The 23,637-nt window shown below is 71.1% G+C and carries 23 protein-coding genes; 12 read left to right on the top strand and 11 right to left on the bottom strand.

Features of this window, described 5'->3' with window-relative positions; all coding sequences use genetic code 11:
• Window positions 1-10: 10 nt before the first annotated feature.
• Window positions 11-1,123, bottom strand: coding sequence for a ferredoxin reductase (locus ABD327_RS36125; protein ID WP_344457946.1), 1,113 nt, complete (start codon window positions 1,121-1,123; stop codon window positions 11-13).
• A 143-nt stretch (window positions 1,124-1,266) separates the two neighbouring features.
• Here ABD327_RS36125 and ABD327_RS36120 point away from each other — a divergent pair, with 143 nt between their 5' ends.
• The 3 genes from ABD327_RS36120 (at window position 1,267) to ABD327_RS36110 (ending at window position 4,133) form a co-directional block, all read left to right on the top strand.
• Window positions 1,267-1,629 (top strand): metalloregulator ArsR/SmtB family transcription factor, encoded by a 363-nt coding sequence (locus tag ABD327_RS36120; protein ID WP_344457944.1) that lies wholly within the window; start codon window positions 1,267-1,269, stop codon window positions 1,627-1,629.
• A complete protein-coding gene (locus ABD327_RS36115; protein WP_344457941.1) occupies window positions 1,626-2,114 on the top strand; it encodes an SRPBCC family protein in 489 nt (162 codons plus the stop codon). Before ABD327_RS36120 ends, ABD327_RS36115 begins: the two co-directional genes overlap by 4 nt.
• Window positions 2,115-2,303: 189 nt before the next feature.
• Entirely contained in the window at window positions 2,304-4,133 is a 1,830-nt protein-coding gene (locus ABD327_RS36110) for a glycoside hydrolase family 15 protein (protein ID WP_344457939.1), read from the top strand.
• Between the two features lie 18 nt (window positions 4,134-4,151).
• Here ABD327_RS36110 and ABD327_RS36105 read toward each other — a convergent pair whose 3' ends face one another.
• Window positions 4,152-5,216: an NAD(P)H-dependent amine dehydrogenase family protein gene (locus ABD327_RS36105; protein WP_344457937.1), complete on the bottom strand. Its 1,065-nt coding sequence runs from the start codon at window positions 5,214-5,216 to the stop codon at window positions 4,152-4,154.
• Between the two features lie 107 nt (window positions 5,217-5,323).
• On the opposite strand from ABD327_RS36105, the gene ABD327_RS36100 reads away from it, so the two are divergent.
• On the top strand, window positions 5,324-6,169 hold the full coding sequence (locus ABD327_RS36100) for an LLM class F420-dependent oxidoreductase (protein WP_344457935.1): 846 nt from the start codon (window positions 5,324-5,326) through the stop codon (window positions 6,167-6,169).
• Between the two features lie 43 nt (window positions 6,170-6,212).
• On the opposite strand, the gene ABD327_RS36095 is transcribed toward ABD327_RS36100, so the two are convergent.
• Together ABD327_RS36095 and ABD327_RS36090 are read right to left on the bottom strand one after the other, a co-directional pair.
• The gene (locus tag ABD327_RS36095) at window positions 6,213-7,196 is read right to left on the bottom strand and encodes an RNA ligase family protein (RefSeq protein ID WP_344457933.1); all 984 of its coding nucleotides are present in this window, start codon (window positions 7,194-7,196) and stop codon (window positions 6,213-6,215) included.
• A gap of 99 nt (window positions 7,197-7,295) precedes the next feature.
• Window positions 7,296-8,654, bottom strand: a complete 1,359-nt coding sequence (locus tag ABD327_RS36090) for a hypothetical protein (RefSeq protein WP_344457931.1) — start codon at window positions 8,652-8,654, stop codon at window positions 7,296-7,298.
• Between the two features lie 230 nt (window positions 8,655-8,884).
• On the opposite strand from ABD327_RS36090, the gene ABD327_RS36085 reads away from it, so the two are divergent.
• Complete coding sequence (locus ABD327_RS36085; protein WP_344457929.1) at window positions 8,885-9,493, top strand: TetR/AcrR family transcriptional regulator; 609 nt, start codon at window positions 8,885-8,887, stop codon at window positions 9,491-9,493.
• On the top strand, window positions 9,486-9,938 hold the full coding sequence (locus ABD327_RS36080; RefSeq protein ID WP_344457927.1) for a hypothetical protein: 453 nt from the start codon (window positions 9,486-9,488) through the stop codon (window positions 9,936-9,938). Before ABD327_RS36085 ends, ABD327_RS36080 begins: the two co-directional genes overlap by 8 nt.
• 64 nt (window positions 9,939-10,002) lie before the next feature.
• Here the strand turns inward: ABD327_RS36080 and ABD327_RS36075 are convergent, their stop codons facing one another.
• Window positions 10,003-10,632, bottom strand: a complete 630-nt coding sequence (locus tag ABD327_RS36075) for a TetR/AcrR family transcriptional regulator (RefSeq protein ID WP_344457924.1) — start codon at window positions 10,630-10,632, stop codon at window positions 10,003-10,005.
• A gap of 41 nt (window positions 10,633-10,673) precedes the next feature.
• On the opposite strand from ABD327_RS36075, the gene ABD327_RS36070 reads away from it, so the two are divergent.
• Complete coding sequence (locus ABD327_RS36070; RefSeq protein ID WP_344457921.1) at window positions 10,674-11,084, top strand: VOC family protein; 411 nt, start codon at window positions 10,674-10,676, stop codon at window positions 11,082-11,084.
• 12 nt (window positions 11,085-11,096) lie between these two features.
• Here ABD327_RS36070 and ABD327_RS36065 read toward each other — a convergent pair whose 3' ends face one another.
• From ABD327_RS36065 to ABD327_RS36045, 5 genes are all read right to left on the bottom strand, one after another.
• Window positions 11,097-11,921 (bottom strand): ABC transporter ATP-binding protein, encoded by an 825-nt coding sequence (locus ABD327_RS36065; RefSeq protein ID WP_344457919.1) that lies wholly within the window; start codon window positions 11,919-11,921, stop codon window positions 11,097-11,099.
• Window positions 11,918-12,949 carry a FecCD family ABC transporter permease gene (locus ABD327_RS36060; protein ID WP_344458121.1) on the bottom strand — a complete coding sequence of 344 codons (1,032 nt, stop codon included), beginning with the start codon at window positions 12,947-12,949 and terminating at the stop codon, window positions 11,918-11,920. Before ABD327_RS36060 ends, ABD327_RS36065 begins: the two co-directional genes overlap by 4 nt.
• A 47-nt stretch (window positions 12,950-12,996) precedes the next feature.
• On the bottom strand, window positions 12,997-14,037 hold the full coding sequence (locus ABD327_RS36055; RefSeq protein WP_344457916.1) for a FecCD family ABC transporter permease: 1,041 nt from the start codon (window positions 14,035-14,037) through the stop codon (window positions 12,997-12,999).
• Window positions 14,034-15,068: an iron-siderophore ABC transporter substrate-binding protein gene (locus tag ABD327_RS36050; RefSeq protein ID WP_344457914.1), complete on the bottom strand. Its 1,035-nt coding sequence runs from the start codon at window positions 15,066-15,068 to the stop codon at window positions 14,034-14,036. Before ABD327_RS36050 ends, ABD327_RS36055 begins: the two co-directional genes overlap by 4 nt.
• Before the next feature lie 302 nt (window positions 15,069-15,370).
• Window positions 15,371-16,144: a helix-turn-helix transcriptional regulator gene (locus ABD327_RS36045; protein ID WP_344457911.1), complete on the bottom strand. Its 774-nt coding sequence runs from the start codon at window positions 16,142-16,144 to the stop codon at window positions 15,371-15,373.
• Window positions 16,145-16,195: 51 nt separating this feature from the next.
• Here ABD327_RS36045 and ABD327_RS36040 point away from each other — a divergent pair, with 51 nt between their 5' ends.
• The 3 genes from ABD327_RS36040 to ABD327_RS36030 all read left to right on the top strand — a co-directional run bounded on the left by ABD327_RS36040 (window position 16,196) and on the right by ABD327_RS36030 (window position 18,552).
• Window positions 16,196-16,828: a pyridoxamine 5'-phosphate oxidase family protein gene (locus ABD327_RS36040; protein ID WP_344457909.1), complete on the top strand. Its 633-nt coding sequence runs from the start codon at window positions 16,196-16,198 to the stop codon at window positions 16,826-16,828.
• Between the two features lie 227 nt (window positions 16,829-17,055).
• Entirely contained in the window at window positions 17,056-18,252 is a 1,197-nt protein-coding gene (locus ABD327_RS36035) for a serine hydrolase domain-containing protein (protein ID WP_344457906.1), read from the top strand.
• Window positions 18,253-18,318: 66 nt separating this feature from the next.
• Window positions 18,319-18,552, top strand: coding sequence for an EF-hand domain-containing protein (locus ABD327_RS36030; protein WP_344457904.1), 234 nt, complete (start codon window positions 18,319-18,321; stop codon window positions 18,550-18,552).
• On the opposite strand, the gene ABD327_RS36025 is transcribed toward ABD327_RS36030, so the two are convergent.
• Window positions 18,549-20,360, bottom strand: coding sequence for an ABC transporter ATP-binding protein (locus ABD327_RS36025; protein WP_344457902.1), 1,812 nt, complete (start codon window positions 20,358-20,360; stop codon window positions 18,549-18,551). The two genes, ABD327_RS36030 and ABD327_RS36025, sit on opposite strands and share 4 nt — an antisense overlap.
• Window positions 20,361-20,729: 369 nt before the next feature.
• Between ABD327_RS36025 and ABD327_RS36020 the strand changes: the two genes are divergently transcribed.
• Both ABD327_RS36020 and ABD327_RS36015 read left to right on the top strand, forming a co-directional pair.
• A complete protein-coding gene (locus tag ABD327_RS36020) occupies window positions 20,730-21,563 on the top strand; it encodes a lysophospholipid acyltransferase family protein (RefSeq protein ID WP_344458119.1) in 834 nt (277 codons plus the stop codon).
• Between the two features lie 155 nt (window positions 21,564-21,718).
• Window positions 21,719-23,602: a hypothetical protein gene (locus tag ABD327_RS36015; protein ID WP_344457899.1), complete on the top strand. Its 1,884-nt coding sequence runs from the start codon at window positions 21,719-21,721 to the stop codon at window positions 23,600-23,602.
• Window positions 23,603-23,637 lie beyond the last annotated feature (35 nt).

Raw genomic sequence — 23,637 nt, 5'->3', positions numbered from 1 at the left:
TGTTCTCCTCTCAGAGTTCGATCTCAACGGGGCCGGCGGCCGCCGACACGCAGGTCTGGACGAGGTCGCCCGCCTCGCCGTGGATCCGGCCGGTGCGCAGGTCGCGTATCCGCCCCGAGGACAGCCGCACCAGGCAGCCGCGGCAGATGCCCATGCGGCAGCCGCTCGGCATGAGCACGCCGGCCTCTTCTCCGACCACCAGCAGCGGCGTGCCGCCGTCGGCGTCCGCCTCCCTGCCGCTCCTGGTGAAGCGGACGGGCCCGCCCGCTCCGTCGGCCACCTGGGCCGCGGGGAGGAAGCGCTCCACGCGCAACCGGTCGGCGGGCCCGGTCCAGTACGCCGTGACCTCTTCGAGCATCGCGGCCGGTCCGCACACCCATATGTCGCGTTCCAGGAGGTCGGGGCACAGCTCGGGCAGTTCCTCCGGCCTGAGCCGCCCCTCGGAACGCGTGTGCCGCTCGTACAGCCGGAGGCCGGGGACCCGTGCCGCCAGGCTCCGGAGTTCCGCGCCGAAGATGACGTTCTCGGGCGCGGGCGCCGAGTGCACCAGCACCACGTCCGGCGTCCCTCCGGCTCCTCCGGCTCTCCCGGTCGGCAGGCCGCGCAGCATCGCCATCACCGGGGTGATCCCGCTGCCGGCGGTCAGGAACAGCAGCTTCGGAGGCAGGGGGTCGGGAAGCACGAACTCCCCCTCGGGTCGTGACAGGTGGAGGATCGTCCCGGGTTCCGTCCGCCTGACGAGGTGGCGGGAGACCAGCCCGTCCGGGACCTCTTTGACGGTGATGGTGAGGAGGCCGCCGTGGTGCCCCGGCGGGGAGGAGAGCGAGTACGCGCGCCGGTGCCGTACCCCGTCGACGTCGACCCCGACCCGGACCCACTGCCCGGGCCGGTGCGGGACCCAGCCGCGACCGGGGCGGATCACCAGGGTCGCCGCGTCCGGGGTCTCCGGAAGCACGGCCTCGACCCGGCCGCGAGGTTCTCCGGCGGGCCAGAGCGCGTTCAGCGACCCCAGGTAGTCGTCGGGGTCCAGCGGTGTGGTCAGCCATCGTGCGGCACGCGCGAGCCGTGCCCGGACTCCCCGCCGCGATGCGGCCTCCGGCACGGTCGTATACGGAGTAGTCATGGAACTCCCTCCCGGAACACCCACCCCGTTCACCCATGGTAATCGATTGATCGCGCAGCGTGTTCACAGGCCGGGGGTGTGCCGACTCGGCACCGCATGCCACGGCCGTTGCCGACGCGTAACCCATAGGTTACGCTTTTTGCGTGGACGAAGTGGCTCAGGCGATCGCGGATCCCGTGCGGAGGGAGATCCTGGTCATGTTGCGCGACGGAAGGCTCCCGGCGGGACGGATCGCCGAACGCTTCCAGATCAGCAGGCCCGCGGTGAGCCGCCACCTGCGGGTGCTCAGGGAGAGCGGCCTGGTCCGCGACGAGCTGGTGGGAAGGCGCCGCCTCTACGAACTGGATCCCGGACGTCTCACGGAGCTCGCCGACTGGCTCGCCCAGTTCGCCCGGTCCCCGGGATGGCCGAACCTCCTCGACGCCCTGGAGACAGAGGTCCACCGCACCCGCCGTGAGCGCCGCATCCGCGACGCGGCACCCCGAGCAGAGGAGAACACGGCATGACCCGCATCCCCACCGGAAGACTGCTGCGCGCCGAGACCGGAAGCGACCTCGTCCTCACCCGGACGTTCAGGGCACCCGCCGAGGACGTGTGGGCCTGCGTCACCGAGCCCGATCGCACGGCCCGCTGGTTCGGCCCCTGGGAGGGCGACGCCGCGCCCGGCCGCACCATCAAGGTGCAGATGTGCTTCGAAGAGGGCTCGCCGTGGTGCGAGATGCGCATCGACGCGTGCGAACCGCCTCGCCGGCTCGCCGTGTCGATGACCGACACCGCCGGGATCTGGCACCTGGAACTGCTGCTGTCGGAGTCCGGCGGCTCGACGGAGCTGAAGCTCGTCCACCACCTCGCCGCCGAGGAGCACCTCGGCGAGACCGGCGCCGGCTGGGAGTACTACCTCGACATGCTCGTGGCCTCACGCGACGGCTCGCCCAGGCCGGACTTCGACGACTACTACCCGGCCATGAAGCCGTACTTCGACTCCCTGTGACGGCGCCGTCTCGCACGGGCCGCTCGCCGATGCCGCCTCTGTCCAGGAATGACGTTTATGGGAAGCGGTCGAAAGGGTAAATCCGTTGCCGTGAAAGTACCGACCGTCTGTTAGCGGTGCGACCGGCGACGTTCGCCCCGCGGGGCGGTGCCCTCCGATGATCGCAGTGCGACCGAGGAGGAACCCGGCATGTTCGATCCCGATCCACCGTTCAGGCAGGTCCGCCGACGGGAGGGGTACCCGCCGCTGGAGGACCTGGGCCTCATCGGCGACGGCACGACGGCGGCGCTGGTCGGCCTGGACGGGTCGATCCCGTGGATGTGCCTGCCCCACTTCGACAGCGAACCGCTGCTGTGCGGCCTGCTGGACCACGAACGGGGCGGGCGTTTCACGCTGGCGGTCGAAGGACTGCGAGAGGCGCGGCAGTACTACGAGCCGGACACCGCGGTGCTGGTCACCGAACTGCGCGGCCCGACCGGCCTGCTCAGGATCAGAGACGCGCTGGCCCTGCACGCCGGCGCCGACCTCAGCGACGACGCGGGCGCGAGCCGCGCCGAACTCGTCCGCTCCGCCCGCGTGCTGGAGGGGACCGTCCGCCTGCGGGCGGAGCTGCGGCCCCGCGGCGGGGGAGAGGCCCGGAACCTGGGAAGCGGGCTGCGGGTGCGGGTCGCCCGGCAGCCGGACCTGCACCTGCACCTGCGCTCCAACCGCCCCCTGGACGGCCTGCGCACCGTGCACGACCTGGAACAGGGGGAGCGCCTCGACCTGGTGCTCTCCTGGGGCCGAGCCCACCGCCACCACCGGTTCGACCCGGAGGCGATGCTGGAGGAGACGGCCGAGGCGTGGCGCCGCTGGATGCGGAGGTTCGGCTACGACGGCCCGGAGGAGCCGCTGGTCCGGCGCTCCGCGATGACGTTGAAGCTGTGCGACGACTGGGTCAACGGCTCGATGATCGCGTCCCCGACGTCCTCGCTGCCCGCGCCGGTCGGCGGGGTCCGCAACTGGGACTACCGCTACTCCTGGGTGCGGGACGCCGCCTTCGCCGTGTTCGCGCTCCGCCGCGTCGGCTTCCTGGACGAGGCCGACGGCTTCCTCGGCTGGGTCCTCGACGCCTTCGAGCAGAGCCGCGAGCCGCGGATCATGTACACCCTCCGCGGCGATCCCGTCCCGGGGGAGGTGCTGGACCCCGGCCTGGAGGGCTACCGCCGCTCCGCCCCGGTGCGGTGGGGGAACGGCGCGACCGGGCAGCGCCAGCACGACGTCTACGGAGAGGTGCTGGACTGCGCGTACCAGTGGCTGCGCTCCGGCGGAGACCTGCAGCCCGCGCTGTGGTCCGACCTGGCGGAGCTGGCCGAGGCCGCCGCGCAGGCGTGGCAGCGGCCGGACCAGGGCATCTGGGAGGTGCGCGACGGGGGCCGGGTCTTCACCTACTCGGCCGGGATGTGCCAGGTGGCCCTGGACAGAGCCGCGACGATCGGTGAGCGGCGCGGCCTCCCCGGGCCGGTGACGTCCTGGCGCGCCACGGCCGACAAGTTGCGGCAGCTCATCCTGGACCAGGCCTGGAACGAGGGCCTCCAGAGCCTGAGCGGGAGCCTGGACGGCCGCGGGGATCTGGACGCGAGCCTGCTCGCGCTTCCGCTGCGGAAGATCGTCCCGGCCGGCCACCCGCGGATGGAGGCCACCACCAGGGCCGTCGCCGAACGCCTGTCCGCCGGTGGCGGCCTGCTCTACCGCTACCTGCACGAAAGTTCCCCCGACGGCCTGCCCGGCGACGAGGGCGCGTTCGTCCTGTGCAGCTTCTGGCTGGTCGACAACCTCGTCATGCAGGGCCACGTCGAGCAGGCCGAAGAGCTGTACGCCTCGCTGTGCGGCCGGGCCAGCGCGCTCGGTCTCCTCCCGGAGCAGATCGACCCGACAACGGGCGTGTTCATGGGCAACTTCCCGCAGATGTTCAGCCACATCGGAGTCATCTCCAGCGGCGTCAACCTCGCACGGGCCAAGGCGGGCGGGATGAGGTGACCGGCGGGGCGGTGCTCGTCAGGGGTGTTTCCGGGCCAGGTCGGGGTGGGCCCGGCCGGTGATGAGGGGGAGGTCGAGGTAGGTCTTGATCCCCGGCTCGGCGGCGCACACGTAGGGGACCGAGTTGACGCAGTGGGCCGAGGCCACGACCACGCCGGGGTTGCGCACCAGGCCCTCTTCTATGGTCTTGGCGTGCCAGCCGTGGATGGTCACGAAGGCGGGCGGGTCGCCCTGGACCTCCACCTCGAACCGCTGGCCCCCCGGCCCGAGCGTCCAGGCGGGGTCCAGGTTCTCCTCGCCCATGAGCCAGGTGGCCCCGACGCGCACGACGACTTCGCCGTCGATCACGGCGTCCCAGTGGAGCCGCTCGCCGGCCACCTGCCCCGGCTCGATCGTGCCGAAGGGGCAGTCGATGGGCGCGGTCGCCACCGCGAGGTCGAGGGTGGGGCGGATCTCGGCGTCGGCGAAGCCGAGGGCGTCCAGGCACATCCGCACCGACTGGGTGTACCCGTGGCCGATGCGCTCCAGCAGCGGGCTGTCGCGCACGTACTCGGGCGAATGCCCGAACCCCATGACGTCGTGGAGGACCTCGGGGGTGTTGTAGTCGCGGAGGTCGCTGAACTCCTCGCCGCGCACGAAGGTCACGGCCGAGGACAGCGCGGCGAACATCAGCGGGTGCAGGTCGGTGGCGCCGCCGGGGTCGACGCCCGTCCCGTGGAGCGTGGTGCCGCCCTCCAGGCAGGCGTCCCGCACCCGCGCGGCGTCCTCGGGCATCGGGTAGAACCAGTTCAGCGGCGTGATGACGTTCTTGCCGGAGCGCAGCAGGGCGGCGATCTCCCTGGTGCGGGAGAACGCCGGCGCGTAGATCACGGCGTCGGCCTCCAGCGCCAGGATCTCCTCGACGCTGCTCGTCGCGGTGACCCCGACCGGGCCGGTCCCGATGATCTCGCCGACGTCCCGGCCGTCCTTGTCGGGGGAGTGGACCCAGCAGCCGACCAGTTCGAGCTCGGGGTGCTTGAGGATCATCTCGATGGCGGCCTTGCCGACACCGCCTGTAGCCCACTGCACGACGCGCAACGTCAACGGACACTCCTCCGTGGTCTTTCCGGTGCCGACCGGGATCGGACGGTGTCCGTGGACTGTACATAAGCCAACCGGCTTTTTCTAGAACGTGTTCTAGTATCGGCCGCATGCGCCATGGCATCGTGCTCTTCACCAGTGACCGGGGCATCACGCCCGCCGCCGCGGCAAGGGCCGCCGAGGAACACGGCTTCGACACGTTCTACGTGCCCGAGCACACGCACATCCCGGTCAGGCGCGAGGCCGCCCACCCCGGCACCGGCGACGAGACGCTCCCCGACGACCGCTACCCGCGCACCCTCGACCCGTGGGTGTCGCTGGCCACGGCGGCCGAGGCCACCTCGAGGATCCGGCTCGCGACGGCCGTGGCGCTGCCCGTCGAGTCCGACCCCATCACCCTCGCCAAGACCATCGCCACCCTCGACCACCTGTCCGGCGGCCGCGTCACCCTGGGTGCCGGTTTCGGCTGGAACACCGACGAACTCGCCGACCACCACGTCCCGGCGGACAGGCGGCGCACGGTGCTGCGCGAGTACGTCGAGGCGATGCGGGCCCTGTGGACGGAGGAGCAGGCGTCCTACTCCGGGGAGTTCGTCTCCTTCGGCCCGTCCTGGTCCTGGCCGAAGCCCGTCCAGCCGCACATCCCCCTGATGATCGGCGCGGGCGGCGGCCCGAAGACGTTCGCCTGGATCGCCGCCCGCGCCGACGGCTGGATGACCACCCCCATCGAAGAGGACATCGTCGCCAAGGCCGCCGCCCTGCACGCCGCCTGGGCGGACGCGGGCCGCGCCGGACGTCCGGAGATCTCCGTCTTGGCCGCCGCCCGCCCGTCGGCCGAGACCACGGCGGCCTGGGAGGACGCCGGCGTCACCGAGATCATCTGGGGACTCCCGGACAAGCCCGCCGACGAGGTCGTCGCCTTCCTGTCCCGCCACGCCCACCGCCTGGGCCTGTAGCCCGGTCGCGCCGAGGCGTCGCCTCAGCGCGCGGTCCGGCCGCTCAACGGGAGGAACGACTCCCGAGAGTCCCGGCCGCCCGTCTGATCCTCTCGGCGAGCAGGTCGAGGTCCGCTGGTTCCAGCGCGGCCATTCCGGCGGGGAGGGCCGCCTCCAGGTCGGTGAGGACGTCGAGGACGAGCTCGTCGAGGAGCAGGGCCGGATCGTCGCCGGTCTTGGAGCGGGCGCTGGCCAGCCGGACGCCGCCGACCATCCGGACGGCGAGCTCGCCGAGTTCAGCGAGCGGGACCGGTCGGTGCGGGTCGAACGGGCGGGACCGGTCGAACATCTCCTCGCGCATCTGGGGGATCTTCCGCTTCCAGGCGCGCAGGCCGCCGAGCGAGGCCGGCCGGTCCGGCCACAGCACGAGGCCCTCGGCGACGTTCCCGTCGATCGCCGGAAGCCCGTCCCGTCGCGGAGCGGCGGGCGTCCGGCTGACCGGCAGCTCCGCCACCCGCCGGTGGGACTCCCTGCGGGCGACGACCGGCACCGCGTCGATCCCCGGGCAGCCCTCGACCAGAAGCTCCGTCTCGGACGGCGCCAGCAGCTCCCCGTCGTCCTCCCCGGGCGCGGCGAGCAGGATCGCGAACGCGGCCACCCGCAGCTCAGGCCCGTACCAGACCCCCGTCTGCACCGGGCCGGCGGAGGCGAGCACCGGAACGTCGGGGTGCGGATAGCCGCCACCGTGAAGTTCCGTGTAGACGACCAGGTCGCGCTCCCCGGCCCGGGGGATCCGCGACGCGATCTCACGCACCGCCTCGGTCAGCCGCCTCCTGAGCACCTGCCACCCGAAGAACGGCTCCTCGTCCGCGAGCCACGCCTTGCGCTTCCCGAACCGCACGGCACCGTCGGCACCCCGCCCGAGAACGAGCTGAGCCCCGTGCACCTTCTCGAAAGCGACCCACTCGCCTGCCGGAGCATCCGCCGGCGCGACCTCGGAAAGCTTGGGAAACTGCCGGAACCTCACGCGCCTTCGCCTCCTCGGCATCCAGATCCGCCGGCGGAGCACCCGCGATCCCTACGCATGATGCCGATGGATCCGGCCGCCGTCGCCTCCTTTTCCGCCCCGAGGAACCTGCTGTGCGACTTACTTCGTCTTCGGCTGAGCGGTTCGCGGCTGACGGCTCCGCCTGCCCGGCCCCGTGGGGACGCTGGCCAGCGGCGTCTCCAGCACCGTGATGTCACCGACCGGCGCGGTCTGCCCGGCGGGCTCCCCCTCGTCCTCGCTCGCCGTGCGGGCGGCGGGGACCTTCGGCGCCGCGGACGGGGTCCGCTGCACGCGCCGGGGCGGGAACGGCCACAGCGCCTCGGCCTCAGCGGCGGCCGCGGCCGCGGCTGCGGCTGCGTCCTCGTCCTCATCCCGGGAGGCGACGGGCTTCTCCTCCCGCGCCGGGGCGGCCGCGGCGTCGACGTTCACCGGCGGCGCCGAGGGGGCCTGGACCTCGGCCTCGACCTCGACGGGAGCCCGCTCCACCACCGGGGCGGTGACCTCCGCTCGGGGAACCGCCGCGCGTCGTGCCGCAACGGGTCTCTCCACAGGCGCCGCCTGCGGAGGCGTCTTCACGGGGACCGCCGGGGCCTCCGCCGCGACGGGGGCGGGGACATGCGGCGCCCAGGGCGCGACGGGCCGCAGATCGAGCAGCGATTCGGTGTTGTAGAGCACCGCCAGCCGTCCGACGAGGATCTCCTCCGGAGCCTGCGGCCGGTTGGAATCGGTTCCCAACCCCGTCAGCTCCGCCGCGCGGTCCATCGCCTTGTCCAGTTTCCGCAGCGCCTTCGTGTAGGCCCTGCGGTTCCCGTTGTCCCGGGCGATCCGCGCCTTCTTGGCCGCCAGCGCCAGCTGCATCAGCCGGTGCTGCGCGCCCGCCTCCGAAGCGGTCCGGTCGGTGGGGTCGGCCAGCCCGAGCCTGGTGAGGACCCGCTCGGGAGTGAGCGTCCAGTTGAGCCCGCTCCTGCCGGTGCGGCGCCGCCGCTCCAGCTTCATCTCCCGTTCCCACGCCCACGCCGCCGCGAGCGGCACCGACAGCCGGAACAGCGTCTCCCCGATCCCGTGCGCGTGGGTCGCGGCCAGGATCGCCGACAGGATCGTGAACGTCCACATCGCGACGCCGTCGATCCCGGCGCTGTACTTCTCCTGCATCGACGCCTTGGCCCGCAGCGCCGACCCCAGCACCATGATCTCCAGGAACGCGAAGAACACGATCCGCAGCACCGCCGGCACTTCCACCGAGTCGCGGAAGAAGACGTACATGCCCTGGGCGGACAGCCCGGTCGCGATCGCCGCCCCCAGCAGCGTCACCACCCGTTGCCCCTCGACCTTCCCGCGCCGCATCGCCCGGAGCCCCCGGCTCACGAGTGCCAGGCACAGCACGGCCAGCACCACGGCACACCCCGCGACGACGGCCGCCTCGACCGGGTGCCGCTCGAACGCGTCCAACAGTTGCATGATCGAGTTCTCCTTCCCCCGACAGCACCGTAGCCACGCGGGGGGCAGAGAGACGCCAGCGACCGGCTTGGCAACCTTAAAACGGCGAACGAACCTCACCCTGACCCCCGGCCTCGACCCCCTCGGAAGCCATACGCAAAGGACATCTACCGACGATCAAGGCGAATCCGGAGGCCCGGCCCCGAGGCGGGTCGGCGTGCTTCCGTGCGGGCCTGTCTATAGTCAGTCGGGTGACTGACTCAACGAAGTCCCGGGGACGGGGCGGGGACAAACGCCGGAAGCTGGCGGCCGCGGCGGCCGGCGTCCTGCACCGCCAGGGTGTCGAGCGCACCACCCTGGCCGACATCGCGCACGAGGCGGACGTACCCGTCGGGAACGTCTACTACTACTTCAAGACCAAGGACGCGCTGGTCGAGGCCGCTCTGGCCGAGCACGCCGCCCACCTGGCCGAGCTCACCGGGCGGCTGGACCGGCTGGCCGATCCGCGTGACCGGCTCAAGGGCCTGGTCGAGGCCTGGATCAGCCAGAGCGACGTCGCCGTTCACTACGGCTGCCCCACCGGCACCCTGGCCGTCGAGCTCGACAAACGGGAAGAGGGCACCCTCGACCTGGCGGCCGCCGAGGTGATCCGGGGATTGCTGGACTGGGCCGAAAGCCAGTTCCGCGCCCTGGGCATGTCCGACCCCCGCGGGCTCGCCGTCACCCTCGTCTCCGGCTACCAGGGCATGTCGCTGCTGGCCAACGCCCTGCGCGACCCGAAGATCATGACCGACGAGGGCGCACGCCTCCTCGGCTGGCTCGACTCGCTGACGAGCGGCGAGGACCAAAGGGATGGGTGAGGAGTGGAGACCGCGAGCCTGGCGGTCGGACGGCGGGGGCGTGCTGGTCGAGGGACCGGCGTTCCCGCTGGCCGGGGAACTGCTCCTACCCCGCACCCCCGGAGGCGAGGAACTGGTCGAGGAACGCAGCTACTACCTGCTGAACTCCGAAGGGGGCCTGGAGCGGAGCTACGAGACCACGGACTGGTCGGTGGAGTACGAGAGGGGCGTCAGCGTCCATCACGTCGAGGGGGGTTCGCTGCTGCGCCTCTCCGCCGCCCACGACGACTGGTCCGGCGGCAACCGGTACCAGGCGGAGGTGGTGAGGGAGGGCCTGGTGCCGCTTCCTGCCGAGAAGGCGCCCTCCGCCGAGGACGTCCGTGCGCTGGCGGCCGGGAAACGGGAACGGGACCGGGCCGCGGGGCTCAGGACGTACCACTCGTACTGGCCGGAGCAGCCGAGGTAGAGGCCTGGCCTCCGCCGGTCGAGTCGAGTTGATTCAAGAGGCCGACGACCGCGAGGCGGGGATTCTACTGCGGCGACCGCAGGGCCTCCAGCAGCCGGGACAGGGCGGCCCTGGCGTCGGTGAGGTCTTCGGGGTTCGTCGATTCGGCCAGCCACAGGGCCGCCTCGTTCATCGCTCCGGACAGCAGGCGGGTCAGCGGCGCGACCGGTTGCGGAGGGAGCAGCCCCTCCTCGATCAGGGCGGTGAGTTCTTCGGCGAGGTGGCGGGCCGAGGCCGCCTCGTCCAGGGCGCGCCATTCGTTCCACCCCAGGACGGCGGGACCGTCGAGGAGCATGATCTGCCGGACGTCCGGGTCGGTGCCGGAGGTGAGGAACGCCTGGCATCCGGCGGTGAACCGCGCCCACGGGTCGTCCTGCGCCTCGGCGGCGGCGGCCACGGCCTCGGCGACCTGCTGCTGCACCTCTTCCAGGACGGCGCGGAACAGGGCGGTCTTGCCGTCGAAGTGGTGGTAGAGGGCGCCCTTGGTGACTCCGGCGGCGCGGACGACCTCCGACAGGCTCACCGCGCCGTAGCCGGCTGTCGCGAACAGGCGCCTGCTCTCGCGGATGAGGGTCCGCCGGGTCTGCTCCTTCTGCCGCGCCCTGCCGCCGTTCACCTTCACGCTCCGCTCGTTGACATACCGGTGGTACGCCAATAGGTTACCTTCACATACCGACGGTATGCGAAGGAGCCCCTATGAAACTGACCAGCTTCTACCCGGTCGTCTGCACCTCGCGGATCCAGGAGTCGCGCGCCTTCTACACAGGGCTGATGGGGTTCGAGCCGACGTTCGAGGCCGACTGGTACGTGAGCCTGCGGCGACGGGAAGAACCGCAGTACGAGCTCGCGCTGCTCGACCACACCCACCCGACGCTGCCCGAGGCGTACCGCGCTCCCGTCCGGGGGTTGCTGCTCAACTTCGAGGTGGCGGACGTGGACGCGGAGTGGGATCGCCTCGTCGTCCGCGGCGGCCTGCGACCCGAACTGGAGCTGCGCGACGAGGACTTCGGGCAGAGGCACTTCATCGTGGCCGACCCCGACGGGGTCCTGATCGACGTGATCACCCCCATCGCGCCCGCCGGAACGTACACCGACCAGTACGTGTGACGCCGCGGGTGGTCAGTCCGGTGTGGAGACGGGCTGAGGGCGGATGTGATGGCGGCCGATGGGGAGCATCAGGGGGCGGCCGGAGACGGGGTCTTCGATGATGCGGCTGTCGAGGCCGAAGACGGTGCGGACGGTGTCCTCGGTGAGGACCTCGGCCGGGGGGCCGTAGGCGTGGAGGCGGCCGTCGGCGAGGGCGATGAGGTGGTCGGCGTAGCGGGCGGCGAGGTTGAGGTCGTGCAGGACCATGACGATGGTGGTGCCGCGGGCGTGGTTCAGGTCGGTCAGCAGGTCCAGGACCTCGACCTGGTGGCTGGCGTCCAGGAACGTGGTGGGCTCGTCGAGGAGGAGCAGGTCGGTCTGCTGGGCCAGGGCCATGGCGATCCAGACGCGCTGGCGCTGGCCGCCGGACAGCTCGTCGACGGCGCGGTCGGCGAGATCCGTCGTCTGCGTGGCCTCCAGGGCCGCGGCCACCGCGGCGTCGTCCTTGTCGTTCCAGCGGGAGAAGAGCCCCTGGTGGGGGTGGCGGCCGCGGCCGACGAGGTCGAGCACGGTGATGCCCTCGGGCGCGACCGGCGACTGGGGCAGCAGCCCGAGCGTGCGGGCCAGCTCCTTGGCGGGCATGTGGTGCACCTCCCTGCCGTCCAGGACGACCCGGCCCTCGCGCGGCTTGAGCAGCCGGGACAGGGAGCGCAGCAGCGTCGACTTGCCGCAGGCGTTCGCCCCGACGATGACCGTGATCTTCCCGGGCGGGACGGCCAGGTCGAGGGACTCGACGACGGCGCGGTCGCCGTAGCCGAGCGTGAGGCGCTCGGCGGTGAGGGAGTGGGAGGTGGTCATAGCGAGCCTCCGGCCCGGTGAGTGCGGACGATCAGGTAGACGAGATAGGGCGCGCCGAGGACGCCGGTGACGACTCCGACCGGGTAGCGGACGTCGAACGCGAACTGGCCGGCGAAGTCGGCGACGAGGACCAGGAGGGCGCCGACGAGCCCGGCGGGCACGAGGAGGGAGCCGCCCGGGCCGAGCAGCCGGGCCGCGATGGGGCCGGACAGGAACGCCACGAACGCGATCGGGCCGGCCGCCGCCGTGGCGAACGCGATCAGGCAGACGGCGGCGACGATCACCATGACGCGGGTGCGTTCGACGCGGACGCCGAGGGCGGAGGCGGTGTCCTCGCCGAGCTGCATCATCGACAGGTCGCGGGACAGGGCCAGCAGGGCGGGGGTGAGGACGGCCATCGCGACGAGGGCGGGCAGGGTCTGCTCCCACGTCACCCCGTTGAGGCTGCCGGTCAGCCAGCGCGTGGCCTCCTGGAGGTCCCACTCGGCGGCCCGGGACAGGACGTAGGAGGTGACGCTCTCGAGCATCGCGGAGATCCCGATGCCGATGAGGATGAGCCGCGTGCCGACGACGCCGTCGCGGAACGCCAGGAGGTAGATCAGGAGGGCGACGGCGAGGGCGGAGACGATGGCGAGGGCCGACACCTGGGTGCGGCCGAGGGACAGCGACACGATCGCGATGGCCGCCGCGGCGCTCGCGCCCCAGCTGATGCCGATGATGTCGGGGCTGGCCAGCGGGTTGCGGAGCATCGTCTGGAAGGTGACGCCCGCCAGGCCGAAGCTGAATCCCGCGACCACGGCGAGCACGGCCCGCGGCAGCCGGAGCCGCCCGACGGTGAAGGACGCGCCCGGCACCTGCTCGCCGAGGATCACGTCGATCACGTCGCGGGGCGGGTAGAACGTCTGCCCGAACATCAGGGTCACGGCGAACCCCGCGACGACGAGCACCGCCAGCGTCAGGAGCACGACGCGGCGCCGGGAGGCGCGGCGGCGGCGGCCGCGGGCGACGTCCCGGATCACGGAGTCCAGGTCGCGGGCGGCCCGCTTCGGGGACGTCCGGGTGGCGGCGGGGGCGCTCAAAGCTCACGCACCTTCTGGCTGCGGACGATGTGGATGAAGAACGGGGCGCCGATCAGCGCCGTCACGATGCCCACCTCGATGTCGGAGGGGCGTGCCACGATACGGCCGACGACGTCGGCGGCGGTGAGCAGGGCCGCGCCGACCAGGGCCGAGAACGGCAACTGCCAGCGGTGGTCGACGCCGACGAGCAGGCGGCAGGCGTGCGGGACGACGAGTCCGACGAAGGCGATCGGCCCGGCGACGGCCGTCGCGGAGCCGCACAGCACGACGGCGCCGAGGGCGGCCACGGCCCGGACGACGGCGACGCGCTCGCCGAGCCCGGCCGCGAGTTCGTCGCCCAGGGCGAGCGAGTTCAGCGCCCGCGAGGACAGGAGGCACAAGACGGCGCCGACCACGAGGAACGGCAGGACCTGCCCGATGCGCTCGTAGGACGCACCGCCGACGCCGCCGATCTGCCAGAGCTTGAAGCTCCCGGCGATGTCGTTGCGGGGCAGGACGACGGCGCTGACGAGGGACGCGAAGGCCGCCGACGTGGCGGTGCCGGCGAGTGCGAGTTTGAGGGGCGTGGCCCCGCCGCGCCCGAGGGACCCGATGGTGTAGACGAACAAGGCCGAGACGGCGGCCCCCGCCATCGCGACCCAGATGTACCCGGTCGGCGACCTCAGCCCGAAGAACGCGACGGCGGTGACGACGGTGAGCGACGCGCCCATGTTGACGCCCAGGATGCCCGGGTCGGCCAGCGGGTTGCGGGTCACGCCCTGCATGACGCCGCCCGAGAGGCCGAGCGCGGCGCCGATCACCACCGCGAGCAGGGTGCGCGGTATCCGCTTGGTGACCGCGGCCTGTTCGAGGGTGTCGTCCGAGCCGCCGAGCGCCGCCCAGACGTCGGACCAGGCGACGTCACGCGAGCCGAAGGCGACGGAGGCCACCATGAGCACGGCCAGGACGCCGACCAGGACGAGCAGCCACAGAACCCGGACACGCGTCGGACGCCGCACGAGTGCGGCGTCCGGGCGGTCGGTTTCGACAGAGGTCACTTGACCTTGTCCGCGGCTCCGGCGAGGGCCTTGACGTAGTCCTCCAGCACCCACGAGATCGACAGGGGGGTCGGGTTCGCGGCGGTGCCCAGCGGCTTGCTGTCGGGCAGCAGGTAGACCGAGCCGCGCTTGACGGCGGGGATCTTCGACAGCAGCGGGTCCGCGCTGATCTTCTTGAGGAGGTCGCCCTTCTCGTCGCCGTATCCGGTGATGATGTCGACGTCGTCGAAGACGTCGATCTGCTCGGCGCTCCGCGTCAGGGCGAACTTGTCGGTGCCCTTGGACGCGTCGGCGACGCTGGCCGGGATCTTCATCCCGAGGTCCTCGAAGAACAGCGTGCGGGTGTCGTGCGTGGTGTAGAAGCCGACCTCGCTCACGTCGTTAGGGTCGACATGCGTCATGAACATGATCGACTTGTCCTTGAGCTGCGGGTACTTGGCTACGGTGTCCTTGATGTCGCCTTCGATGCCGGTGATGAGCTTCTCGCCCTCGTCGGCGAGCCCGATGGCTTTGCTGTTCATCCGGAGGATGTCGCGCCACGGGGTCGCCCAGGCGGCTTCCGGGTAGGCCACGACGGGGGCGATCTCGCTGAGGGTGTCGTAGTCCTGCTGGGTCAGGCCCGAGTAGGCGGCGAGGATGACGTCCGGCTTCGTGTCGGCGACGCCCTCGAAGTCGATGCCGTCGGTCTCGTCGAACAGGACGGGCGTCTCGGCCTTGAGCTCGGTGAGGCGCTCCTCGACCCAGGGCAGGAGGCCGTCGCCGTCGTCGTCGCCGAAGTTCGCGGCGGCCATGCCGACGGGAACGACGCCGAGGGCCAGCGGCGCCTCGTGGTTGGCCCAGTTGACGGTGGCGACCCGCTCCGGCTTCGCCTTGATGGTGGTCGTGCCGAGCGCGTGCTGGATCGTCATGGGGAAGGCGTTCGAGCTGCTGCTCTTGGTCTCCTCCTCGGTCTCGGACGAGCCGCCGCAGCCCGCGAGGCCGGCGACGAGGGCCGCCGCGGCGAGGACGCGGAGGCTATGTGAACGCTTCAATCCGTACTCCACTCTCAGAATTCCGCTGGTGCCGTCTCTCGCACGTCTGGATCGCGGTCCTGCGTTCGTGGAGCGGTACACCGTACTGCCGCAAGCCCCCTACTTGGTTAGGTAAGGCTTGCCTTGGTCGGAACCTTAGGAGGAATGACCGAGTTGTCGCAATAGAGCTTTTGAGCCACCTGTTGTCGAGATCGGGACATCGAGACCGGGCGGCGAACCTTCGGCGAGGTGTGATCAAGGTCCGCGATACGTCCGCGAAACCCTTGCCGCATAGGGAAAAAGGCCTTGGGAGACCCGGATCCTCAACGCGCCCGGAACGCGCCCGGTGTCAGCCCGGTCGTCCGCCGGAAGGCCGCACCGAACGCGCTTGCCGAGCGGTAACCGACCTCCTCGGCCACGGCGTCGACCTCCCAGCCCCGGGTGAGCAGCGCGACCGCGTGCTGGGCGCGCACCGCCGCGACCCAGCGCGCGAAACTGGTGCCCGTCTCCGTGTTGAAGGCTCGGGTGATCGTGCGGGGGCTCACGCCGAGCTGGGACGCCCAGTCCGCCAGCGTCCGCGGATCGCCCGGATCCTCCCGGACCGCGTCGGCGATCGGACGCAGCAGCTCCGAAACGGGCATGTGCAGGAGCAGTTCGCGCGGGGAGGGCGTGAGCACGTCGAGCACCATCGCCTCGGTCACCGCCCGCGAGCCGTCGGGCAGTCCCGTGTCGGCGAGCCGCTCCAGCAGCAGCCGGAGCAGCGGGGTGATCTCGACGCCGGCGGGCGTCTCGGAGATCGAGGTCATGGTGTCGAAGCCGAAGAAGTTGGCGCGGCACCGGGTGCCGGCGATCGCCGAGCCGGAGTGCAGCGTGCCCGCGGGCATCCACAGGCCCAGGGCGGGGGTCACCGTCCAGGCCCGCGCCCCCACCACGGCGGTGGAGGCGCCCCGCTCGTTCCACAGCAGTTCGTGGAAGGGGTGGGAGTGCTCGTTCCAGGTGGTGTCGTGGGCGAAGTCCTCGCTCCAGCCCAGGATCGTGAACGGCACCTCGACCGGTCCCGCCTCGAAGGCGGGCAGCGTACGGGTCTCTCTGGTCACGAGCGGACACGGCGGGACACAAGCGGCATGGGCTTACCTTATATTCGCCTGGTGAATCCTTCTGAGATCCGTACGGTGCAGACCGAGGCCGAGCTCCGCGAGATCGTGCGCGAGCCGTCGCAGGGCATCTGGGACAAGGACATCGCCCGGATCGACGAGCACGCCCGCACGATCATCGCGCACTCCCCGTTCGTGCTGCTGGCGACCGCGAACCCGGACGGCACCTGCGACGTCTCCCCTCGGGGGGACCCCGCCGGATCGGTGCTGGTCCTGGACGACCACCGGCTGGCGATCGCGGACCGTCCCGGCAACCACCGGCTCGACAGCCTCCGCAACGTGCTGCACCACCCCGGCGTCGGCCTGCTGTTCCTCGTGCCGGGCATGAACGAGACCCTGCGCGTGAACGGGCGCGGGACCCTCGTCTCGGAAGCCCCGTTCTTCGACGACCTGACGGTCCAGGGAAAGCGCCCCCGGCTCGCGCTCCTCGTCGAGGTCGAGGAGCTGTACATGCACTGCTCGAAGGCGTTCCTGCGCTCCTCGCTGTGGAGCCCCGAGACCTGGCCGGACCGCGGGGCCCTGCCCACCCTCGGCCGGATAGCCAAGGACCACCTGGGCCTCAAGGACGTCTCCGCGGAAGTGATCGACGAGGGCCTCGCCCTGGACGCCGAGACGAACCGGTACTGACTCCCGGCCCTTAACGCGCCTTTCGGGCAGCGTTGTCACGTAAAGGTTCTCCATAAACGGCACCTGCTCCACCGGTCGCCATTGGCGTGAATCGCTTTCTGGGTACGCAAGGCTGTATGTCCAGAAAAGCACGTCCTGCCCGTATCTCCGGGATCGCGTCCTGCGTCGCCCTTTTGGCCGCGAGCTGTTCGTCCCCTTCGGGGCCGACGACGGCGGCGCTCCCGGGCGTGTCGATCAGGCCGACGTCTTCCACGCCGAAGCCGTCGGCACTGAAGTCCATCGATCCGGCCGCATTCCAGGCCGCGGTGGACGCCGCCGCCAGGAAACTGGGAGTCCCCGGGGCCGTGGTCCTGCTGCGCACCCCGCAGGGAGAGTTCGACGCGGCGGTCGGCACCACGAAACTGGGCACACGGACTCCGCCGGACGCCGACACCCATTTCCGGATCGCCTCGAACACCAAGACCATGACGTCGGCGCTGGTCGTGCTCCTGGCCCAGGACGGAAAGCTCAAGTTCAGCGACCCGGTGTCCGCCTACGTCCCCGGTGTTCCCAACGGAGAGAACATCACCATCGCGGACCTGTTGAAGATGCGGAGCGGGCTCTACAACTACACGGACGCACCCGAACTGGCGAAGGCTCTGGACGCCGATCCGAAGAAGGTCTGGACGCCTCAGGAGGTACTGGCCATCGCGTTCCGGCACCCGCCGAAGTCCTCACCCGGAAAGTCCTACGACTACAACAACACCAACTACGCATTGCTGGGCCTAGTAGCCGAGAAGGCCGGAGGCCGCCCGCTGTCCCGGCAATTCCAGGACCGGCTGTTCGGACCTCTCGGGCTGCAGCGGACGTCACTTCCCGCCGCCGACGACAATTCCATCCCGGAGCGTTACTCGCACGGTTACATGTACGGGGGAACCTCCTACGCGCTGGTCGACAAGCCGTATCCCGCCGATATACGGGATGCCGCGCGGGCCGGGAAGCTCAAGCCCGTCGACTACACCCACCAGAACTCCTCCTATGCCCGAGCCGCAGGAGGCGTCATCTCCACGGCGGACGATCTGGCCACGTGGATTCGGGCGCTGGTCTCGGGCAGGGTCCTGAACGCCGAGTACCAGCGGCAGTGGCTCCGCAGCCTGCGACCGGAGGGTCCGCGCAAGCCCGGCGGGCAGTGGTACGGCTACGGGATCTCCTACCAGCGTTTCGGCCCGAACGCCTCGATGTACTACCACGGCGGTGAACTCCCGGGCTTCAACTCGTTCATCGGCCATGACGCGGACAACGACGTGACGCTCGTGATCTGGACGAACCTGACCCTGTCGCCCGAAGGGAAGACCACGGCGAACGCCCTGCTTCCTGCGGTCCTCGACGAGGTCTACGCGGGGCTGTCGCTGTCGTCCACACCGGTTCCCACCCCCACAGGGTGAAGCGATCGCCGCCGTCGGGGGAGTGGTTACGATCAGGGGCCACGGTCGCTTCAATGGAAGGAAGACATGTCCGATCAGTACGGGGCGGTGTTCGCCCGATACGACACCGACGGGGACGGCCGGCTCACCGTGGACGAGGTGACCGCGGCGATCGCGGGGATGTTTCCGGCGGCGGAGGTGAACGACCTGTCGGGGCTCGTCAAGGCGCTGTTCGCCGAGTACGACGTCGACCACGACGGGCTGCTGACGGTCACCGAGTTCGTGCCGCTGGCCGAGAACCTTCCCGAGCTCGGCTCCTAAGGCTGGACGCCCTGGACGGACGGGTGGGGCGGCCCATGCGGCGGTGAGGCGTCCGGGGCGTCGTCGTCCTCGGTGAGGAAGCCGCCGGACTGGTGGTGCCAGAGGCGGGCGTAGGGGCCCCGCGCGTCGAGGAGCTCACGGTGCGAGCCCTGCTCGACGACGTGCCCGCGGTCGAGGACCACCAGGCGGTCCATGCTGACCACGGTGCTCAGGCGGTGCGCGACGACCAGGGCGGTGCGGTCCCGCATCAGACGCCACAGGGCCTCCTGGACGAGGACCTCGCTTTCGGAGTCCAGGGCGCTCGTCGCCTCGTCGAGCAGCAGGATCGGCGCGTCCCGCAGGATGGCGCGGGCGAGCGCGACCCGCTGCCGCTGCCCTCCCGACAGCTTGACGCCGCGCTCCCCGACCAGGGTGTCCCATCCGGCGGGCAGGGCTTCGGCGAACTCGGTGACGTGCGCCGCCCGCGCGGCCCGCAGCACCTCGGCCTCGGTGGCGTCCGGGCGGGCGAAGGCGATGTTGTCCCGGATCGACCGGTGGAACATCGCCGGATCCTGCGGGACGTAGGAGATCAGGCTGCGCAGGTCGCTCTGGCGGAGCCGCGCGATGTCCTGGCCGCCGACGAGGATCCGGCCGTCGTCGACGTCCATGAGCCGGAGCAGCAGCCGGGTCAGGGTGCTCTTGCCGCCGCCCGACCGGCCCACGAGCCCGACCTTCGATCCGCCGGCGACCTCCAGGTCGAGCCCGTCGAACAGGGTGGACGCGCCGTCGTGCGCGAACCGGACCCGTTCGAACCGGATCGACGCGTCGGCCGGCCGCAGCGGCCGGGGGTCCTCCGGGTCGACGACGGTGGGCGGATCCAGCAGCAGTTCGGTGAACTGGGCGGCCTCGGTCAGCGTGGTCTCCAGGCGCCGGTACACCTGGTTGAACTCGAACATGATCCGGGTCGCGTTCGAGTAGTACGCGAACGTCACCACGATGGCCTCGACTCCGAGCCCGCCGCGCAGCGCCACCGCCAGCAGCAGCCCCACCGTGCTGGTGAGGACCGACATCGGGGCGACGACGGCGTCGACCCGCAGGTTCCCGTAGTCCCAGGCCCGCAGTGAGAGCCGGCTCTGCTCGGCCAGCCTCTCCCGGTATTCGGCGGCCTCCCTGTCCTCGGCCGCGAACGCCCGCACGGACTCCATGTTGGTCAGGACGTCGGCGACGTGCCCCGACACCCGTACCTTCGCGGCCTCCCGGGCGTTCACCAGCACCTGCCGCCGCCGGATGAACGGCGCCGCCACCAGCCCGGTGACCACGATGAGGCCCACGAGCGCCAGGACCAGCACCGGGTCGTAGAACCACAGGGCGACCGAGGCGAACAGCATCGGGATCACCCTGGCCATGATCGAGAAGGTGAGGGCGTCGATGAAGGGCTCGAACCCTCCGGAGAACCCCAGGATCCGCTTGGTCAGCGCCCCGGCGAAGGAGTTCTGGAAGAACGCCGCGTCCTTGGTCAGCAGCGCGTCCATTCCCCGCACTCCGAGCCGCTCGATGCCCCGGGCGCAGGTCCGGTTGAGGAAGTGGTATCCGCCGCGCCACAGCGCCTCCCCGGTGAGCAGCATCGCGCCGAAGCCGAGCACGTACGGCAGCAGCTCGCCCGTCGAGGACTCGCCGCCCTCGGCCAGCCGCCCCACGAGCGTCGCCACGAACAGCGGCGCCAGGTAGAACATGCAGATGTTTCCCAGCGCCGGAAGCGTCAGCGTCGGCAGCGCCACCTTCCACTGGCGCTTCATCTCCCCGGCGTACAGCCGCAGTGCCAGCAGCACCGCCCTTTTCCGTGCAGGTCCCTCGCTACCGTCCCCGTCGGCTTCCGGCATCAGCCCTCCCCGTGGCGTTCTGCCCCCCATGCTGCCCCGCTCCGCCACCGCGGTCGACTCCTTTAAAGGCGAACACCGGATCGCAGAGAACGGTCGGTATCGATGCCGGAACCGATTCCGGGCACGCATTCCGTCACGGAAAACGCGAAGCGCGCTCCGAACGTCGGGAACGGATCACCGCGAACGGACTAGGAGGTGAGGCGGGTGAATCCGCGACGTATCACGAATATGCCGGTCAGGGTCGCTGTTGACATGATGTGAAGGTCTTCTTGCGGTGGATCGGGTCATGCGACGAGGGCGGAGGAACCGGTGAACAGAATGCTGCGGCGCCCATGGCGCACACCCGGGCGCCGTTACGCCTGGCGGACCGTTCTGGCGCTGCCGACGGGTGTTCTGGCGACGGTGGTCGGCGCGTTCGTCCTTCTGGTCCTGCCGAGGAGATGGCGGCGACGCCGTGCGGTCACGGACAAGGTGCTCCGGACCTGGGCACGGATCTGCCTCTTCGTGACGGGCACCAAGGTGCGCGTGGAGGGGTTCGAACGCCTTGACCGCTCCGTCGCTTACGTCGTGGTCTCCAACCACCCGTCCAACCTCGACCCCATGGTGCATCTCGCCGTCTTCGGCTCCTCGCTGCGCGTCCTGGCCAAACGCGAACTGTTCACCGTGCCGCTGCTGGGCCACGCGCTGCGGGCTGCGGGAATGGTCGAGGTGGACCGGGGCAACGCGGACCGGGAGACGATCAACGAAGAGGTCGCGCGCGCCCTCGCCGACGGCGTCTCGCTGCTGATCTTTCCGGAGGGGACCTGCTCTCCCGAAAGTGGCATGCGTCCCTTCAAACCGGGGGCCTTCGTGATCGCGGTCGACAACGGCGCCCCCGTCGTGCCCGTGGCGGTGGAGGGGACCGGCCGCGCATGGCCCGCCGGAGGAGCCCGGATCTTCGGCGGAACAGTGCGGATCCTCGCCGGAGAACCGCTGCCCACCGAGGGACTGGGCCGTCAGGACGTTTCCGGACTCGGCGACCGCGTCCGGGAACGCATCTCACTCCTGCTGCGGGCCGCCGCCGACCCGGATCCGGATGGGCGGATACCGGGATGGCAAGGACAGATCCGGCGGGTTTGGCCGCTTCGGGCCATGCAGACGTCTCATAGTTGACAGTGTGACCGGCCGTTTCGCCGCACATTTGAAGGGACCGAACCATCCACCTGAAAGGTCCCGGAGATGCAGAAACACCGTGCGCTGCCCACCCTCGACGCCGAGCTGTCCGGTTCCCGCCGCGCCGCCGAGATCCATATCAACACGGGGTGGTCATGACCGTGATCGAGGACGTCGCGATCGACGGAGAGGACGACCAGGACGTCATCGGCGAGACCGTGGGGAACGACCTCGTCGCTCAGCAGATCGGGATCGTCCGCGGCCGTCCCGAGCTGGTGCTCTCCGAGGACGAGATCCGCGGCAGGACGAGGACCTACGTTCCCGTCGGTGACCACGACGCGATCAGGAAGACCCTCGAGCTGTACCGTTTCGTCGCGCTGGCCGGGCCTGCCGGGACGGGAGTGGAGACGGCGGCGGTCGCCGTGCTGGGGCAGCTGCTGCCGGCGGCGCGCATCCATCGCTTCTCGGTCGAGCAGGACGACACCGAAGAGGCGGTCCGTCTGGAGGCGGGCGACGGCTACATCGTGCGCGCCCGCGATACGGAGCCCTCCCGGCTGCGCTCTTTCCTCTCCGCCGTCCGCGCCTCCCGCGGGTTCGCCGTCATCGTCGGGACCGCAGCGGAGCAACGGCGCTTCGCCGAGTTCCCCGCCCCCATCACCGTGGAGCCGCCGCCCGCCGAGGAGGTCTACCGCAGCCACCTCCTCCACCGGGGGGTCCACCCCCGGTGGCTGGACTGGCCCCGGGGCGGAGAGCTGCTGAAGGACGCCTCACCGGGCGACGCGTCGCGCCTGGCCGGGCTCGTCGACGAGATCGGCTCGAAGACCGGTGAACAGGAGGTGGAAAAGGCCTACCGGGGCTGCGCCGAACACCTGCCCGCGCGGACGGATCCGCTCGCCTGGCTGGAAGGCCTGCCCGCGGTTCCCGTCCTGGAACGGAAGGCCGAGCACACGCACCGCGTCAGGCTCTTCGCCAGGCTGGCGAGTCGATGCGACGAACCCGAACGGATCACCGGGAAGGCGCGTGAATGGGCGGACGGCCAGGTCCACGAGGCCGATCTCGCCTACATCGTGCTGTCCGAGAGCTGCCTCGACCCGGTCGTGGGCGGACGCGTCCGCGGCAGCCTCTACGAGTGGTCACGGCAGAGCAGGACGCCGCAGACCCTGAAACTGACGATCGCCCGGGTCTGCCAGGTCATCGGCCAGGCCTACCCGCCGGTCGCCCTCACCCGGTTGATGCATCTGGCGACCCACGGCAACGCGCAGGTCCGCCGGGAGGTCGTCGAGGTGGTCCGGGAACTCGCCGAACACGATGCCTCCACCGTCTTCACGACCGCTCTGCGGTGGGTCCGAAGTGCTCGCGGCCTCTCTCCCCGGGACGGGGCGTCCCGGCTCGACGCCGCGATACGCGTCCTCCTCGACCTGCTACCCGCCTTCGGGGAGGCCGGGCCGCACCAGGTGCTGGAGGCCATCGACCTGGCCGTGGCCGAGGGCCGTCCCGGTCTGCGACCCCACCTGCTGAAGCACGCGCTGACCCTGGCCGGCGAGCATCCGCTCCCCGTCCTGGCCTTCGCCCTCGACCAGTCCGGCGCTCACGACAGCCCCCTTCCCCGGCAGGCCTTCGGCACCGAGCTCTTCCTGTCCCTGATCGCCGCCGCGCGGCCCGGAGACCTCCCCGCCCTCCTGACGGACGGCATCGACCCTCTGGACGCGGTCACCGCCTGGGCGATCGCGCTGGACGCGCCCGCGGACTTCCCCGGCTTCACGGAGGCGCTCTCCCGCTGGCTGGACCTGGCGGAGACCCACCCGGACCTGATCGATCCCCTGTACGCCGCGGCATGGCACAGCCGGAAGACCCGCCGCCTGCTGACGGACCTGGTGACCCGCCGGACGGACGGACGGCCGGAACGCCGCCGGGTCAGGGAGGCCCTCCTCGTCCACATCCTGCTCCCCGAATGGCGCCGCCGCCTGCTGGTCGCCCGGATCCGGCTCCGGAACCTCCGCGCCGGAGGCGGCCCGGAAACCGAAGACCGATCCGGATGACGCGTTCGGCGCGGAGGTCGGCGGCGGAGCGTCCG

The organism is Actinocorallia aurantiaca (assembly GCF_039533685.1).
Classification (GTDB): Bacteria; Actinomycetota; Actinomycetes; order Streptosporangiales; family Streptosporangiaceae; genus Actinocorallia; species Actinocorallia aurantiaca.
The sequence above is the reverse complement of the archived record's forward strand: the minus strand, read 5'-3'. Positions and strand labels throughout refer to the sequence as shown.